Here is a 16495-nt window from a genome sequence, read left to right as displayed (position 1 = left end):
GAAAGCTCAGAGGACCTACAACAAAGCCATGCAAACAATCTGAGGCGCGAGGCGGGGCTAACCGTGCCTCGGCACACCCTCAACATGCGCCTTCTCCCGTTACGCGGCTGTAAGTGGAGAGCGCTCGATATCGGGTGAATAAAGGGCAAGGGGGCGACGCTTCCCGTGCTTCCACTCCCATGAGGTGGGGCTGAAAAGTGTACTCAGGCCCCGGCTCTTACTTTCTTGGCGTAGCCAACGGATCGCACAAGGATCAGCACAAACAACAGCGCGATGAAGATGGCGTAGGCATATTGGCTCCTCGAAACCCCCGTTCCATACGGAAACCAGATTCCTGGCACTCCTACGGCGCTGAGCTCCGTCGCGAACAGGCCTATGCCCACAAGGATCGCTGCAAGGGCGGCCAGCCAGGTGGAGGGCTTGGCCGATCGCATCACGCCAAGGCCAATAGTCCAGAGGTAAAGCGCTGCAAATACCAGGCGCAGGCCTTCGATGATCATGCCGGCAAATGGCTTGAAGCCATGGGTTGCTTCGGGTGCAAACCAGGGGCGGCCGAGGCATGCAATGGCCACATAAGCCACCGTGAGTGCGCCGACGGCGCGCCCAAGCCATGAGTGCCGGTCCACGCCAAACCAGTCGCGCCATGCCAGCGTCCATGCGGCCAGCGTGAGGGGCCTCAGCAGTACGGTGACGGCAATGTCGTAGCCTCGCAAGCTGAGATAGGGCGTCCAGAAAAACAGCACCTGATTGAGGCGAAGAAGCGCCAGAAAGACCAGCGCGGCGACCAGCCATCGATAACTGTCGGCGCTCCTGCTCGCCATCAACCCCACGACCATGATCGCCAGCAGCACCAGGGCGAGCGGCTCGACCGCATCAACCACGTAACCCTTGAACGTCTGTAACCACTGCGTCTGATGGAGCTGGCCTATGGCATCTGCCGCGCCGATCACGGGAGCAACATGCATCCCGCCGCTCTCCGCACCCGCTTCAAGAGGATCCAGCCATACACGAAATGCAATGACGTAGGTCTGCGTTTGAGTCGATGGTGACGTGGGCAACACGAAGACAGTTGGTTTGGCGGCGAATACCGTGGGCGGTGCCTGCGAGAACTCGCCCGGGCCGCCGACCAGCGTTCCGTCGACATAGAGCTGATACGTTGAATCCACCAGCGTCGGGCCAGCCAAGGCAAGTGCGCTACCTTTATCGCTGTCGACTGCGACCTTCATTCGATACCAGGCATAGCCGGTGTAGTGGGCATGGCCGCGTTGACTCCAGCCGGTGACGTAACCCGGCAGGCCGACATCGCCATCATGCGCGCCGGCAGCAGGCGTGAGGTCAACGGTTTCCCATCCGCTGTCGTCGAAGTCCGGTGAGGACCAGCGATCATCGTCGCCAAGGTGAAATCGCCACGGGCCGTTCAGCGGTACAGTCGAATGCCCAAGGACGACACTGGCGTCGGGCGGAGGGCTGGCCACCGCATGTGCGCTTCCGATCACGGGAGCCATGAGCAGGCAAAGCGAAACCAGGTAGCCAGACCATCGCATCACATCGAGCTCCGTGGCGATTCCTGGCGGCAGTCTAAGAGTCCTTTTGGGAAAACGCACGGACGTTGGTCGCCAGGGCAACGCCGTCCCGGGCCTTCGCCCACCTCGATCACCGCTAGCATGGGGCGGGCACCCACCAAGGTCACCTGCGGGCGACAACGTTCGCTTTCGATCCGAAACGGACTATCAGGAATGCCTGCTTGCAACCATTTCAAGTGGAAGCCATGGGAGGAGAAATGCTGAAACGACTCGTTGCAGCTTTTGCGTTTGTTGCATTGCCATGCCTGTCAGCACAGGCCGGCCCAAGTGCGCAGACATTAGAGCGAGAAGATGCGGCGGTCTTGCGAGCCGCCCTGAGTTCGCAGTGCCGGGCAGAGGATGGTTATGTCCTGCTCTCGTCTACTACTGTTGCCCCCAGGGGGAGCGACGATCTGGAGTCGGTCGATGAGTCAGGTGCTTTTGCCGACCTGAAACGCAGAAGCGGCTCCGCAACTTCGTTGCCGGAAAGCCTTGAATGCAAGGGGGTGCGGCTGCACCGCGAGCAGGAGATCCAACGGATTTTCGACGGTCAAGCCATGGCGGCGGGCAAGGCATCGTTGGACGAGGCCTGGAAGAAGCTGTACGAATCTTATCCCGGAGCCACTGGCTGGACGTCCGTGAGTCTTCCGGGCTATTCCCCGGATGGAGAAATCGCGGTTGTCTACGTGGCTCATCACTGCGGTAGCCTTTGCGGGCAGGGTTTGTTTGTGTATATGCGCCGCGCCAAAGATCAGTGGAAGCCGCTCATTCGCTTTCCCGTCTGGGTTTCGTGAATAAGTCTGCTTTCGAGCCGAAGCGGACCGTCGAGACATGACCGGTCTTGGGCGAGGGGGATAGGGTGAGCCAGGGGGATTGCGTGCGCAGACTTCAATGCCTGTTTTTCATCTTGCTCGTCGCGTCATCAAGCACACTGGCCAAGGCGGCAGGTGACCCGGCCGTGCTTGTTGCCGCGCACGACGTGGCGATGGCAAACATGCGGGGTGACACCATCTGTGGAGGCGCGGCACCTGGCGCCTCGCGGCCTGATCGGAAAAGGCTCGCCGCCTTGGTGGCTGCGTTGCCCGATCCCAACAAGAGTTATCCGTTCGGCGACCTGGAGATAACGTCTCTCGGGTTAGCCGTGCTTGCCGACGACGTGCCGCTGCTGGACAGCCTTTTCGATCGGGGAGCGCAGTGGCGCAAAGACGCCGCCGACAGCATGGCGATGCATGAGGCTGCCCAACACGGTTCACCGGCGATGATCAAGGCGCTCTTGCGCCACGGCCTTCGCCCCGATCCAGGGCAGCCAGATGAATTTTCGCCGTTGATGGCGGCGGCCTGGGAGGACAGGGCGGAAAACGTCGCCGTATTACTTGAGGCCGGAGCCGATGCCAGTTTTGCGCTGCCCAACGGCAACAGCGCATTGCGCGGCGCGGTGACGTGCAGGAACCAGCGCATTGTCGATGCCCTGGTGCACCGCGGCGCTCACCCAGATGCCAGGACAATGCGCCTGGCCGTGGAGCGGGGCATCAAATTTCCCGACTTTTGAAGGTTGCCCCCGTGCCATGCACGTGCCAGCCGTTGTGCGCGTGCCGCTGCACCGACAAATGCGGCTGCGAAGCATGCGTGCTTCAGTCCGGTGACGTTTGCGATGAAGCAGGCTTATGCGAGGTCACGCCAGGCAGTCCCGCGGGGCAGTCGGTCACAGGCCACCCGCGGGTTAACGGTGAAGTGGACGGCGGCCGCACCTGGGCGCGGGGCGAAAGCGCGAACGCCGTCCGAATGCCCGTCATGGGCCCATGCATTATCGGCCAGGCGAGCACGGCTCCAAACCGACTATTCGGCGTGCATCAGCGACAGGTCAAGGGCAGATATTGAAGAGGGATGCCATTGATGTTTCGGTCGGTACACACCCATTGGACCGAGCCATTGGTGATTACCGCGGCAAACCCCAGCTGAAGGCCGGCGATGGCGGCGTTGGCCTGTTGCCCGTCTGTGTTGTCGAAGTGCACCAGAACGTTACCGGGCCGCGAAAGTGCATCTACACGGCCCACGTACTTGCCGGCATAGGCATTGGCGCTCTGCAGCCCCGCCTCAGCTTCCGTGGTAGGGAACGTGCCGGTGTTGTAGTAGTACTCGGCGACTGCGAGCTTCGGGCCTTCGGCTAGCGAAAAGCCTTCCATCACCTGAGAACGAATCACGTAATTCTGATACGCAGGTATCGCAATGGCTGCCAGGATCGCGATGATGGCTACGACGATCATCAATTCGATCAACGTAAAGCCCGCCTGCCGGCGAGTGTTCCTATAAATTCTCATATGCCCCCTAGCACTCAAGAATTTGGCCCAGTAGAAGTGATGCGCATGCTTGGCTGCTAGTGCAACAAACCCGGAATACCGAAGGTGGCGCACCGTCACGATTCTCTGCGCGAAGGAAAGATTGACGGCAAGCTGCTATCGGCCAAAGAGCAAAGACCTTGAATGCGGGTCCTGCTTTGCACGAAACAATCCGTCCAAGGCACGCGAACGCTCGAGATCCCATGGGTACCAACTACCACGCGCGGCGACGATAGCCAGCGCCATCACGGCGGACAACTCGGCCCAACGAGAAATGTGACGTCGTTACGCTTTTTAGGGACGATGCTTTTTTGGCCGTGATGCGGTCGTTGTTTGTAACAATTCCAGTTGTCTATCGAGACAGCTGAAACGGTTACTCGCCTGTTGGACTTCCATCAACGGCTCCTTGTACAAACCGTGCGAACGCAACTTAGCCAAGATGGGCCTGTTTGCCATGGACGTTCGGCTTCTTGCTCCGGACGTCGCCACCTTGCTCGATGTCGCTGAGCTTGCGATGCTGCCCAGGTCAGCGTTGGACACTTCCGTAGGCGGAGGGAAAATGGCAGCAACCTATCGTGTCACCGTGTCCTGCGCAGGTATTTCCCCGGAGGAAGCTGCTGCCGGCATTCCTGCCATTCTTGAAGAGGACAAAGGGCTCATAGCACTTTTCTAGGCCTGCCTCGTGGCCGAACTCTCGCTACGCGAACTAGATCTTCCTCAATGAGCCTATAGAGAAAGTGCTCTGACCCCTTTGTTTGCAGTCTGACGGTGCAGCATCTAGAGGCCGGATATACGTGTGCAGTCGACACGGGCGCCAGAGCTAAGAGATGCTTGGCAAAGGGGAGGGGTCCATATACGGACATGTCAGAATTCGGGTGGGTCCATCCTCACCAGGATGGGCGGCATCTGCTTGCGGGCACAAAGGAGGGGGTGTGCAGATTGACTATCGCTATCTATGCGACGCGGATTACTTCGCGGCCGTGATCGACCGGCAATATCGGCAAGGAGCTTTGTTACTGAGACTTTCGGTTCAATTCGGCCTCATGGGCGCGGCGTGCGCTCTGTGTATTGTCTTGGCAGTCGGCACGACGTTGGTGGAGGGAGTTGCACCATTCTTCATCATCACATGCCTAACGATGGTAGGCGGCATCTGGGCCACGAAACGGGGTCTAATGCAGAGGTTCAAACGTAAAGCCGGTTTCGGGGCCGAGGTGACAGTTTCACTAACTGATGCTGGCCTCGACATAAGAACAGGCGCATCCAATGTCAGAGCGGACTGGTCGGCATATCCAGACGCTGTCCGATTCAGCGACGGGATTCTCTTAAAGGGTAATCGGTCGATAAGGTGGCTGCCCGACGCGGCAATCCTGGTCGGAAACCCTTCTGATTCGGCAGCCCTGGTCGGCCAGAAAACAACTCTAAGGGTGGTCCGTTAATTTACGGCACTGCGGGAAGATGAAATGTCCGCTTTCGACCCGAAGCGGACATACTTGGCGCGCGTTCATTGGCTGCCATGATGTGCTGACCTAGCCCGGAGGGGGCATGGATAAGGGAACCGCTTTTTCACACGTACCTCTTGCGAGGGCCGACGTGGAGCGCGAAGAGCGCCGTCAGGTTTTGCGGAGGGTGGTATTTGTAGCGTCGCTGGGGGTGGCCATGATTCTTGCCTACCTTGGCCACAACGACATTCAACATCGCCAGAGTTACCGAGTGGCGCTGATTCTTCCACTTGGCCTTTATGTAGGTTTTCTCAACGCGTATACGCAGCGCAAGAAAGATATTTCGGCCCTCAACTTATCTGAGCTGAGAGAAATCGAAGACTTGGGCAACGCGAATCCCGAGATTGGTGGGGCGCTCGCTCGTTGGCGGTCGGATGGGGACGTGCTGCGGAGACGCGACCTTGCTGCGTGCAAGGGTTACGCCGGAAAGATGGGCCAGACGACGAAGCTCAGCGACTTGAAGTGGGACTGACCGGAATTCTTGCTTGCGCCGGACCGTCCGATTTCGACCCGGAGCGGACCTTACGAACACCACCAAGATCTGAAGGACAGGGGTGTTGAATGGACTTTGATGTCTTCAAAGAGTTGGTCTTCGAGGCTATCTCCGAGAACGACGGTCGATGGACGTGGTACCACCTAGACCGGCGACTAATGGGCGCCAATCCAGAGATGACCACGTCCCTCATGCCAGCGATAAGCGACTTGATCAGGGAGAATCGGATTCGGGTTGCCTCAGACAGCTCGATACCTGGTCAACCTCGCTACGAGGTTGTTCGCACTGTCGAGTAACAGAAATAGGTCCGCTTCCGACCCGAAGCGGACAGTCTTGTGACTCAAGGATTGGGTGTGCAATGGACCATGATGCGATTTACCGAGATGCTCTCACTCTAGAGGACCAGGGCAAGCACAGTGCTGCTTTGGTTCATTACAGATCGCTCACTACTGACTCGTCTGATCCCCGCTATCACATTGCATACGGTGTCTGTTTACAGCGCCTCGGCCTTTGGAGCGAATCGATCGGGCCTCTAACCCAAGGCGTTGAACTCAAGCCACACTATTGCTTAGGCGACGCCAGGCTGTTTCTTGCTGAGTCTTTACTCAGGTGTGGGCGCAAGAGGGATGCTGTTGCGCAATGGAGGATTGTCGCCGCCATGGAGCCTGAGTATCCGAGCTACCAGGAAGTGCCGAATGAGGCCAAACGCATGCTCGAGTTGCACGATGCCTAACACCAAGTTCAGACCCAGGGTTACTCGTCAAACGGCACACATTTAATGTCCGCTGCGGACTCGGAGCGGACGCTTCGAAGACCGGTTGGATTGGCGATACCAAGGTGAGAAATGAACGACTTTATCTCAATCGACATTGAGTCGGGGCTTTCGGATGGCGACGTCTTCGCAATCTTTTCGGAAGCGCTTCCCGGTTTCACTTGGCGGCGAGGGGATAGTGACGCCCAAGGCCCGTATGTGTCAGGAATCGACAGTCAGGGCGTGAAAATTCAGTGCTGGACAGGAGAAAGTCCGATGGCCATGTCTGTCTCCTTTCGAGCGGCAAAGGTTGATGATGAGGCTAGGGAGCTTCTCGCCAATACGGTTCTCGAAGAATTAGTGCCGCGCATCGGCAGACCGTTGCCCTGAGCGCTGGTGGGACGACTTCATAACGTTGATAATTTGTCCGCTTTCGACCCGAAGCAGACACTGGCGATGCAAAGGATGGAGCGGTAAGAAATGGACGGATCGGTGAAGCAACTCCGTGAGCGCCTTCTGGATCAGGATTTTTGTGAGTGGTGCTTCATACTCTTCACTATGCTGCTTCACGCTTGCTTGATCGTTCTTTTTACGTGCTCGTATCAGATTGCATGGGTGTTTTCTGTCCAGCGAGACGTGACTCTAGGTGAGCCATTCACGGCCTGTGAGCAGCCTTGGGGTAACAGGTGCACCACAGAGCATGAGGCCATATCTCCCGATCAGTCGCGCAAGGTGTTTGAGCCCTATATGTTCGAGTTCGAACCCGGCGTATTGCACTATGAACGAAAAATCCAGAAGTCGAAGTACAGTTTCACGTATCGCATCGATGGCTATGAAGAGATCTGGCCCTATTTGCCGGCATTGAGCCTCGGTTGGGTTCTTAGCTTCATTGGTCTCGTTGCGTGGGGGCTTTTAGGAGGGCCGAGGCATCTAGGGCGATTCCTGCGGCGCGGAGAGGATTAGTCCGCTTTCGACTGCGACTTCAGCCGGTCGACGCAACACATTGCTGGAATCGTTCGGCCGGCGTGTCGAAATCCAAAGTAGACGGTGCGAGGATCTTCGAGGCGGAAATGGCCTATAGGGAAGGGGAAATGAGAGGGTCAACAGCTTCGGCTAGATGGATAGGGCAGTGGCTAGTGGGCTGGATGTCCATTGGCCCGTTCGCGATCGGATTCGATCTGGCCTTCCACATTTTCAGCTCGACGCCAGTCATACAGCGCATGAGAGGCGAGGCGCCCATTGCGCACGTTGGTTGGGTGGCATGTGGGTTCTTGGGCATTGCCACAATCATTTGCCTTAAGCGGCGCCCGTTTGTTGGTTTCTTTCTGTCGTTGGCCATGGCTATCTTGTACGTGATTTCGGGTTTGGCCCTATGGCATCAGCTGACGTTCTATTCGTTTCTCGCAGGGACTCTTCCTTTCATCGCTGGCTACGTCGCATTTGGGCCGCCTGAGGAAGGTGCAGAGGGCAGTTGATGTTGTTGCATGGTCCGTTTTCGACCCGCGGCGGATCGTCGCCAAGGAGGCAACATGGTGGGTTTTGTGCTCGTTATCATCGGCGCCTCCGTTGTCGGCGGACTGCTCTTGCACATATCGCACAAGAGCATGGAGCTCTATCGTGGGCGGAAATGTATGGGGAAGCTTTGGCGCAGGGAGTTCCCCGGCTCGCCGAAAGAAGACATCCGGCAGTTCCTTTGGTTGTTCGCCGCCGCGTTTGCCATTCCTCGGCGGCAGGCCCTCCTGCTTCGCCCGGATGACGAGTTATTGGCCATTTACCGGGCTCGCTATCCCGTGAGCGACTGGCCCGACGCGCTGGAGTTTGAGGTTCTCGCGAACGACCTGGATAGAGTCCATCACCTGTCGTTAGAGGAGATCTGGCACGACCGGCTCTCCATGGGTGAGCTCTTTGCGATCCTGGGTAAACAAGGGCGAAAGCGAGCCAAGTAGAAGGTCTGCTTTCGACCCGGAGCGGACATTTCGGAGGGGAGACTTAAGTGACTGGAAAGTACATGTATGGAGATCCAATTTCTCCGGCCATCGTGGGCGGGCTCGTGCGGATAAGGCAAAGGAAAAAGTTTGCCATCGGCACCATGCTCTGCGCCCCTCTGATCTTCGCCCTGGCGTCAGCGATCTCGCCCAAACTGTTTCCGTGCGTCGCGCTTGTAACCCTGGGATTGATGATCGTTCCTGTGGTTGCTTGGTCGTTTAGTACGTGCCCGCGGTGCAAGCAGTTGTTCTACTGCTCGTGGTACTGGAGCGGCCTCTCTCCCAAATGCGTCAACTGCGATGTTCCGCTTGATGGACGAAGCTCAGAGGCCGATAGTGATTGAAGGGTCCGCTTCCGACCCAATACGGACATGACCAAATAACACTGAGAGATCGACCCGGGGGGGGTATGGCGACGCTCAATGGTTTCGGCACCATGTTTTATGGATGGAAGCACCAGGCCGAGGAGAACTCATCAGCGACCAAATGGCTGACCGTCTTCTACATTCCTATCGTTCCGCTGGGCCGTTACCGCCTGAATGTACTGACAGACTTTGGTCGCGAAAGCACGCGGCTTAGCGCCTCGCCCGTGGGTCTCATGGCCTCGCAGGAAAACCGGTTCGACATTACCGAGAAAACGGCCCTGAACTGGGCTGAGGTCCTTCAAACGTACGGGAAGACGTTCATTGGGCTTCCCCTCCTTATGGTCGCTCCGGTCTTGGCGTTCATCGGGATCATCGCGCTCCTTTCCTTGATCCCTGGCTTACACGAGTCCAAGGGCGCTGATCCTCAATGGTTGAAGCCACTGACGTGGATAGGTTCAGCGATTTCGCTCGGCAACTTCCTTTGGTGGCCCATATGGGCCATCCGACGATCCAGAGGCATGCAATCAGGCTCCCTGCCTAAGCGCAAGAAGCGTGCGGCTGTCATTGACCGTGCATCGGTGGAACATCATCTTTGAAAACGTAACGCTCAATGTCCGCTTCCGACCCGAAGCGGACAGTTTTTGGGCCGTAAACGACAGCTATCCACCCGCTTTGAAATCCACCTTTGGGGCACGACGATGCATACGAAGCGCATGGACTGGCAACACCTGATTCCGCAATTTCGCGGACTTGATGCAGGTACTGCGTACCAAGTCCACAAATCATTCGTAGATGCAGATGGTGACGAGCATCAGGTCGGAGAAATCTGGCTCTTGGCGGGAAGCATGTTCTCGAAATTCGATGACTTGGTTACTTTGTGCGTGACCCAGAAGGATGACGTTCGGTGCGAACTTCCATTGATCTGGCGACCGGGAGCCCAGGACAAAATCGTTGAGAACTTTTCGGAATACCTAGCCCGATCGTGAGCGGACTATGCTCGGCTGGTATGGTCTGGACAACTAGTTAGTAATGTCCGCGTCCGACCCAGAGCGGACATTAGCAACAAGGGGTGGGCGGAGGACATATGATAGCGACAGAGGCCGCAGGACCGGACGATCCAGCGCCATACATAACCATGAAACAGTCAGGGGCGTCGCCGAGTGACGTCTTCACGAAGGCACGCGAAGACGGATTCCGAAACTTCGAATGCACGCTTTTGGTTGCCGGCGTCTTTGACCTGAGTCTCTATGAGGCAAGGCAAGTGGCGCACGAAATCTATCGTCGCAGTGCGGCCTCTGCGCCACCTGCCGAATAGGTCCGCTTCCGACCCAAAGCCGACACGGTGGTAGCGGGACAGGGCATCGGGAAGCCCGGAGCATTGCTGTTCTAGGGGGGGTCAAATATGAGGATTCACACGTTTTGTCCGGTATGTCAACGTGCCATTGACGTCAGGGTTCTGGACTTTGTTCCATCGCGTTTTTGGAAGGATTTTCAGTGCCCGCTGTGCCATGAGTGGTTGGCATGTGGTCTCTGGGCGCGATTGCTTTTTGGCGCTGTCACACTGGGAGTATCTGGCCCACTCTTCGTCTTTGTGGCGCAGTCGATCGACCGCAGCGGAATGTCTGAATGGAGGCTTTTTCAAAGCGACGATGGGAAAATGCTTGGCGTCATCTTCGCCGCAAGCATCATGGTGTCGCTTGCGGCTTTCGGAATATGGTGTGGCGCCTTCACCATTGGCAAAGTATCAAAACTTAAGAAAGCACCTTCTGCGCCGCCCTTGGGGTGGTGATGCGACCTTGAGTGGCCGCTTCCGACCCACAGTGGACATCCCAGCTTTCAGTTTGGAGGGTGAACCAATGGATCGCGCAAGACTTGTTGGAGAGTTGTTGAGCTACGAGCGCCCCGTGAGGGATGTTCTTGCTGATCTAGCTGTATACGGCTGGGATAGCGATGAACCGCTTGCCGAACTTAAGGAATCGCACATCCGGAATGTCTTGAGTCGCTATATACAGGCGAAGTTGTCAGCTGCGCAGCTTGAAGAGTGGGCGAATGCCATCGAGTGTCGAGAGGACATTGACTATGAGCCTAGCTCGCCTCAGGGAGAAGCCATTTTTGAACTGGCCAATCCCGAGTTGACGGCACAGCTCACTCCGGCGCGGGCAGAGCAGCTCTTGCAAGGTCTATCTGACCACTCGTAAGGTCCGCTTCCGACCCAAATCGGACGTAATGGATATAGGCTCAGTGGCACGCAGGGAGGGGCGAATGACTCGGATGGACCTGGGAAGTCGAATCCTGAAGGTGGATCACGCCGGTGAGTTCGGTGCGATATCCATCTACACCGGCCAGATTTGGATGGCGAGTATCCGGGCTCGCGACCTAGTTCCAGAGCTCATCGAATTTAGGTCCCACGAACGTGGCCATCGCGCGATCTTTGCTGCCGAGCTTGAACGCAGGGGGCAGCGGCGATGCAGAAGTTACGCCCTGTGCGGAGCGGGCGGGTTTGTACTGGGTGTTATCACCGGATTGGCCGGACCTTCCGCAATATCTGCGACCACTGTAGCTGTGGAAAGCGTGGTGCTTCGCCATCTGGAAGAACAACTGCGGACCTTGCAAGGTGTAGACAGCGCGGCCGTTGCTGCAATCTCTTCCATTGTCTCTGAGGAAAGGGAGCATCACGACCGATCTTTAGCGCAGATTCCTTCTGGCAGCATTTGGTATCGCTCATTGCGCCCGATCGTTGAGCGAGCTACGGAGGCGGTTATCTGGCTTGGAATGAGGCTTTGATACCATCAGGAGTGTCCGCTTTCGACCCGTAGCGGACCTCAAGTTTTCAGGGGAGAGGGTTCTATGCGACTTGGGTATATCGGGACCGTGGCTGGGGCTTTCGCGCTTTCGACAACGGCCGCTTGGGCGACGCACGATGTACGCTGCCTTCAGGGACGTGTTCAGGCGAAGTCCGCATATCAGGAGCTTGTCCTCTCCTATGACGGATCATCGCTCACCGAAATTTCCTTCCAGAATGAAATTGGACCGACTCTATCGGGGAGCTACTTTGGATGTTCGCTTCACGCGAGCCGCCTAAAGCCTGGCCAGAGCGACGCCTGGTCGGTAAAAGGAGGCTTGGCAAAAATTGAGCTTGCGTCTTCCATTTCCCCGGGCCAAATGGCTGCAGAGATTCTGGTTGATGACACCGGCGAACAAATCGTGGCTACGTTCAACGTAAGCGAAGTGATGGAGTTCTGCGGCGCACAGGCCGGCATCCCAGAGCACATTCAGGTCGACAAAAAGACAGGGCAATGTCTGTTCGACGGGCCTCATCTGTGATGTTTGATTGGGCGTGATGAAAGGTCCGCTTTCGACCCAAAGCGGACATGCGCCGAGATCGCTTGCGGCTACAGTGAGGAGAGTTAGGGATGCCCCAAACCAACAAGATAGGCCGTCGCCGGATTAGCCAGCTGCTGGCCTCGTTGTTAGGTTTCGCCATGACTATGGGGTGCAGTCAGCTCAACCCGTATGTGCGAGCGACGCCGAACATGTTGGAAGCCCCTAATGCCACGCTTTGTTGGGCGCCCAAAGAGGCGCCGCTACCGATCTCGAAAGACAGTTGCGACAACGGATTGGCTGATGCGAGCCTGAAGGCCTGCGCAGACCAGTTGGAGCGATCGTCACACTGGTATACGCCAACAGAAAGCGTCGATGACAATATCCTGCAATGCATGGACGGCAGAGGTTGGAAGCGAGCGATCCTACAGGGCTACCTCGTTACGCGAGGGTGACATGTCCGCTTTCGACCCGAAGCAGACCCCAGCCGCCAGTTCGTCAAAAGTGCTCACCTCTCAACCATTCTGCAGCGATGTTGCAGTCGGTCACCGGTGGCCGGGGCGTGGTGATCGCGCGTAGCGTCATGGTCACTGGCGGGCTGGCAGCAGATGGGCTCATCCGCTTGATTGGGAAGCTGAAGCTGGCGTCGCAACGGGCGCATTGCGGGGCTGTCGGGCCGAAAGTTCCTGGCTGCCCGGCATCGCGACATTTCGCGAATGGTTGGTAATGGAGGGGCGGCGGCCTGCTGAATAGGTGCGGGCCTGACTTTCGACCCATGGCAGGCGAGGCAAGGTGTGGTTAGGTGGGGGTTTGTGCAGTCCACCGGGGAAGTCCTGATGCCACGCCTTCGTACGCTCGTCATAGCCACGTCCATTGCTCTGGCTGCCTGTTCGCAGCAATCGAACGATCAGGCCGCGCCGCCTGGTCCTGCTACCGCCGGCACCGCGCCAGCCAAGGCGTCCTCGGTGGCGCCGGCCGCCGAGGTCAATGCCGTCAATCCGTTCCTCTCGCCCAGCACGCTGCCGTTCGAGGCGCCGCCGTTCGACAAGATCAAGGATGGCGACTACCAGCCCGCGCTGGAGGAGGGTATGAAGCAGCACCTGGAGGAGATCAACAAGATTGCCGATAACCCGGATGCGCCGACCTTCGAGAACACCTTTATCCCCATGGAGAAGTCGGGGCAGCTGCTCTCCCGCGTTCGTCGCGCGTTCTTTGCGGTAACGGGTGCCAACACCAACGACGTACTTCAGAAGGTGCAGCAGGACGAAGCGCCCAAGTTTGCGGAGCATCAGGACGCCATCGTCCTCAACGACAAGCTCTTCAAACGCATCCAGACGATCTACGACCAGCGCGATTCGCTCAAGCTCGACCCGGAATCCAGGCGCCTGGTAGAGGTCACCTACAAGAACTTCGTGCGCGGCGGCGCGAAGCTTTCCGATGCCGACAAGACCAGGCTCAAGGACCTCAACAAGGAAGAGTCCGGCCTGCGCGCTCAGTTCACCAAGAAGCTGCTGGCTGGCACCAAGGCCGGTGCGCTGGTGGTAGATGACAAAGCCAGGCTCGACGGGTTGTCCGATGGCGATATCGCCGCCGCATCGCAGGCGGCAGCCGGTCGCAAGATGGATGGCAAGTGGGTGATCCCGCTGCAGAACACCACGCAGCAGCCGGCGTTGCAGAACCTCAACGATCGCGCTACGCGCGAGCAGTTGTTCAAGGCGTCGTGGGATCGTGCGGAAAAAGGCGACGACAACGACACGCGCGAGTTGATTTCCCGCATCGCGCAGATCCGCGCGGAGCAAGCCAAACTGCTGGGCTTCTCCAGCTACGCCGCGTGGAAGCTGGAAGACCAGATGGCCAAGACGCCGGAAGCGGCGATCACCTTCATGGACAAGCTGGCCCCGGCTGCCACGGCACGCGCCGAGCGCGAAGCCAAGGACATCCAGGACGTGATCGACCAGCAGAAGGGTGACTTCAAGGTCGAGGCGTGGGACTGGAACCACTACTCCGAGCAAGTGCGCAAGGCCAAGTACGATCTGGACGAATCGCAGATCAAGCCGTACTTCGAAATCGACAACGTGCTGCAGAACGGCGTGTTCTACGCCGCCAACCAGCTCTACGGCCTGACCTTCAAGGAGCGCAAGGACATCCCCGTCTGGCAGCCTGACGTGCGCGTGTTCGAAGTGTTCGACAAGGACGGCACCTCGATGGCGCTGTTCTACTGCGACTACTTCAAGCGCGACAACAAGCAGGGTGGCGCCTGGATGAGCAACCTGGTGGCGCAGTCCAAGCTGCTGGGCACCAAGCCGGTGGTGTTCAACGTCGCCAACTTCACCAAGCCCGCGCCGGGTCAGCCGGCCCTGCTGTCGTTTGACGACGTGATCACCATGTTCCACGAGTTTGGCCATGGCCTGCATGGCATGTTCGCCAATTCGCAGTATCCGAGTCTTTCGGGTTCGGCAACGGCGCGCGATTTCGTGGAATTCCCCTCGCAGTTCAACGAGCACTGGGCGACCGATCCGAAGATCTTCGCCAACTACGCGAAGAACTATCAGACCAAGGAGCCGATGCCGCAGGAACTGGTCGAGAAGCTCAAGAAGGCCAAGACCTTCAACAAGGGCTACGACATGACCGAACTGCTCGGTGCTGCGTTGCTCGACATGAGCTGGCACAGCCTGAGCGCGGATGCGCCCAAGCAGGATCCGGACAAGTTCGAGACGGATGCGCTCGCCAAGGCCAAGATCAACCTGAGCTACGTGCCGCCGCGTTATCGCTCCAGCTATTTCCAGCACATCTGGGGCAACGGCTATGCCGCCGGCTACTACGCCTACTTGTGGACGGAAATGCTGGCCGATGACGCCTTCCAGGGCTTTGTCGACAAGGGCGGCTTGACCCGCGAGAACGGTGACCGCTTCCGCGCGATGATCCTCTCGCAGGGCAACACGCAGGACCTGGCCACCATGTACAAGAACTGGCGCGGCAAGGATCCGAGCATCGAGCCGATGCTGCTCAACCGTGGTCTGAAGGAAGCGCCGCCGAAGAAGCAATGACTTCCAGGCGTTGAAACAGGAAAGGGTCGGCTACGCCGGCCTTTTTCCTTTTGGACGGCCATCAAGAACGTTGGCGACTTTCGGGCGAGCTGCCGGGTTCGGAGTGGTTGAACATCAAGTCCGACAAGAATGGGGTGCCCCGTCCATGCCGCAGCGTGGCCGGGCCAATCCCGGCGGATTGCGTGATAAATGGAAGCGTCTGACAATCGTTGTCGACGGAGCCACTGTAGGGGCCCGTGACTGGCTATGACCACAGGGAGTGTCTCGCCATGCATCGATGTGCACAGGGTTTAATCGTTTCGTCTGTTCTTTTCGTCGCCACTTGCGCCATGGCTCCGTTCGCCTCCGCGATGCCGGCGGTTGCTGCAATGACGCCGATCACAACCGTCGGTGTGACCTTTGTTCGCGGCGGCAAGATAGTCAACCAGACCTCGCTATCAGTCCCTGACGATCAACCGTCGGAGTACGCCTCAACGGATTCCGTCGAAGGCGACCATGCCGCCTTCCGGGTGCGCGTGTCGATCAGGCGGATTTGCAAGGACCCCAAGCAGCTGCATGTTTCGCTGATGACCGAAGCGGTCGCTCCCAATGCTCCCGGCACTCCCTCTGACAATGCGTGGTCTGGGTGCATGGAGCTTCCCGGCGATGAAACCAGGACGATACGCCTGGGCGGACAGTGGCAAGTGCAGCTGCTGAAAGGCGTCGAGCGCTCCTAGGGTGACAAGAGCGGCTCGCATGTGACGCAAGCCCTCGCGGCCTGCCATGGGGCCGCTGACGGGCAGACATGATCAGCGGCGCGAATAAGGCGCGATGAAGCACACGGGGGGAACGCGAGGATGGAAAGCGTATTTGTCGTCCAGCATAGGCACACTCTTCCAGGCGGCATCGAAGATTGGAAGATGATCGGCGTCTATCGCACCCAAGTTGCTGCGCATGCCGCCATTGACCGTCTGGCGGTGCTGCCGGGCTTCGCCAATCATCCGAACATCATTGACCCCCATGCTGCAGACGATGAAGACGGCTTTGACGTCTCAGAGCGCCTGTTGGACAGCGACAGCTGGACAGAAGGGTTCGTAACCATGGTCGGTGACCAGGAGTATGTCCCCTAGCCATGCATGATTCCGGCCCATGGCGAA

General features: G+C 58.2%; 16 protein-coding genes. 14 read left to right on the top strand and 2 right to left on the bottom strand.

Annotation, left to right across the window (positions count from 1 at the left end; translation table 11 throughout):
* Positions 1-203: 203 nt before the first annotated feature.
* A complete protein-coding gene (locus AB4Y82_RS08695) occupies positions 204-1604 on the bottom strand; it encodes a glycoside hydrolase family 2 (RefSeq protein WP_441611229.1) in 1401 nt (466 codons plus the stop codon).
* A 140-nt stretch (positions 1605-1744) separates the two neighbouring features.
* Between AB4Y82_RS08695 and AB4Y82_RS08690 the strand changes: the two genes are divergently transcribed.
* Both AB4Y82_RS08690 and AB4Y82_RS08685 read left to right on the top strand, forming a co-directional pair.
* The gene (locus AB4Y82_RS08690; protein WP_441603357.1) at positions 1745-2356 is read left to right on the top strand and encodes a hypothetical protein; all 612 of its coding nucleotides are present in this window, start codon (positions 1745-1747) and stop codon (positions 2354-2356) included.
* 83 nt (positions 2357-2439) lie between these two features.
* The gene (locus AB4Y82_RS08685) at positions 2440-3111 is read left to right on the top strand and encodes an ankyrin repeat domain-containing protein (RefSeq protein WP_441603358.1); all 672 of its coding nucleotides are present in this window, start codon (positions 2440-2442) and stop codon (positions 3109-3111) included.
* Positions 3112-3412: 301 nt separating this feature from the next.
* Here the strand turns inward: AB4Y82_RS08685 and AB4Y82_RS08680 are convergent, their stop codons facing one another.
* Positions 3413-3979, bottom strand: coding sequence for a pilin (locus AB4Y82_RS08680; RefSeq protein WP_441603359.1), 567 nt, complete (start codon positions 3977-3979; stop codon positions 3413-3415).
* Positions 3980-4337: 358 nt separating this feature from the next.
* Here AB4Y82_RS08680 and AB4Y82_RS08675 point away from each other — a divergent pair, with 358 nt between their 5' ends.
* From AB4Y82_RS08675 to AB4Y82_RS08620, 12 genes are all read left to right on the top strand, one after another.
* Entirely contained in the window at positions 4338-4571 is a 234-nt protein-coding gene (locus AB4Y82_RS08675; protein ID WP_441603360.1) for a hypothetical protein, read from the top strand.
* Positions 4572-5440: 869 nt separating this feature from the next.
* Positions 5441-5869: a hypothetical protein gene (locus tag AB4Y82_RS08670; protein ID WP_441603992.1), complete on the top strand. Its 429-nt coding sequence runs from the start codon at positions 5441-5443 to the stop codon at positions 5867-5869.
* 865 nt (positions 5870-6734) lie between these two features.
* Positions 6735-7031, top strand: a complete 297-nt coding sequence (locus AB4Y82_RS08665; RefSeq protein ID WP_441603991.1) for a hypothetical protein — start codon at positions 6735-6737, stop codon at positions 7029-7031.
* A 1139-nt stretch (positions 7032-8170) separates the two neighbouring features.
* Positions 8171-8587, top strand: coding sequence for a hypothetical protein (locus AB4Y82_RS08660; protein WP_441603990.1), 417 nt, complete (start codon positions 8171-8173; stop codon positions 8585-8587).
* A 448-nt stretch (positions 8588-9035) separates the two neighbouring features.
* Positions 9036-9587: a hypothetical protein gene (locus AB4Y82_RS08655; protein ID WP_441603989.1), complete on the top strand. Its 552-nt coding sequence runs from the start codon at positions 9036-9038 to the stop codon at positions 9585-9587.
* Positions 9588-10499: 912 nt separating this feature from the next.
* The gene (locus tag AB4Y82_RS08650) at positions 10500-11189 is read left to right on the top strand and encodes a hypothetical protein (protein WP_441611228.1); all 690 of its coding nucleotides are present in this window, start codon (positions 10500-10502) and stop codon (positions 11187-11189) included.
* A 64-nt stretch (positions 11190-11253) separates the two neighbouring features.
* A complete protein-coding gene (locus AB4Y82_RS08645; protein WP_441603986.1) occupies positions 11254-11775 on the top strand; it encodes a demethoxyubiquinone hydroxylase family protein in 522 nt (173 codons plus the stop codon).
* Positions 11776-11838: 63 nt separating this feature from the next.
* Positions 11839-12315: a hypothetical protein gene (locus AB4Y82_RS08640; protein ID WP_441603985.1), complete on the top strand. Its 477-nt coding sequence runs from the start codon at positions 11839-11841 to the stop codon at positions 12313-12315.
* Between the two features lie 89 nt (positions 12316-12404).
* Positions 12405-12767 carry a hypothetical protein gene (locus AB4Y82_RS08635; protein ID WP_441603984.1) on the top strand — a complete coding sequence of 121 codons (363 nt, stop codon included), beginning with the start codon at positions 12405-12407 and terminating at the stop codon, positions 12765-12767.
* Positions 12768-13148: 381 nt separating this feature from the next.
* Positions 13149-15359: a peptidyl-dipeptidase Dcp gene (gene dcp / locus AB4Y82_RS08630; protein WP_441603983.1), complete on the top strand. Its 2211-nt coding sequence runs from the start codon at positions 13149-13151 to the stop codon at positions 15357-15359.
* 236 nt (positions 15360-15595) lie between these two features.
* On the top strand, positions 15596-16075 hold the full coding sequence (locus AB4Y82_RS08625; protein ID WP_441611227.1) for a hypothetical protein: 480 nt from the start codon (positions 15596-15598) through the stop codon (positions 16073-16075).
* Positions 16076-16195: 120 nt separating this feature from the next.
* On the top strand, positions 16196-16468 hold the full coding sequence (locus tag AB4Y82_RS08620) for a hypothetical protein (RefSeq protein ID WP_441603981.1): 273 nt from the start codon (positions 16196-16198) through the stop codon (positions 16466-16468).
* Positions 16469-16495 lie beyond the last annotated feature (27 nt).

Source organism: Dyella sp. 2YAF14 (assembly GCF_052114725.1).
GTDB lineage: Bacteria > Pseudomonadota > Gammaproteobacteria > Xanthomonadales > Rhodanobacteraceae > Dyella.
This window is presented reverse-complemented; position numbering and strand designations above follow the sequence as displayed.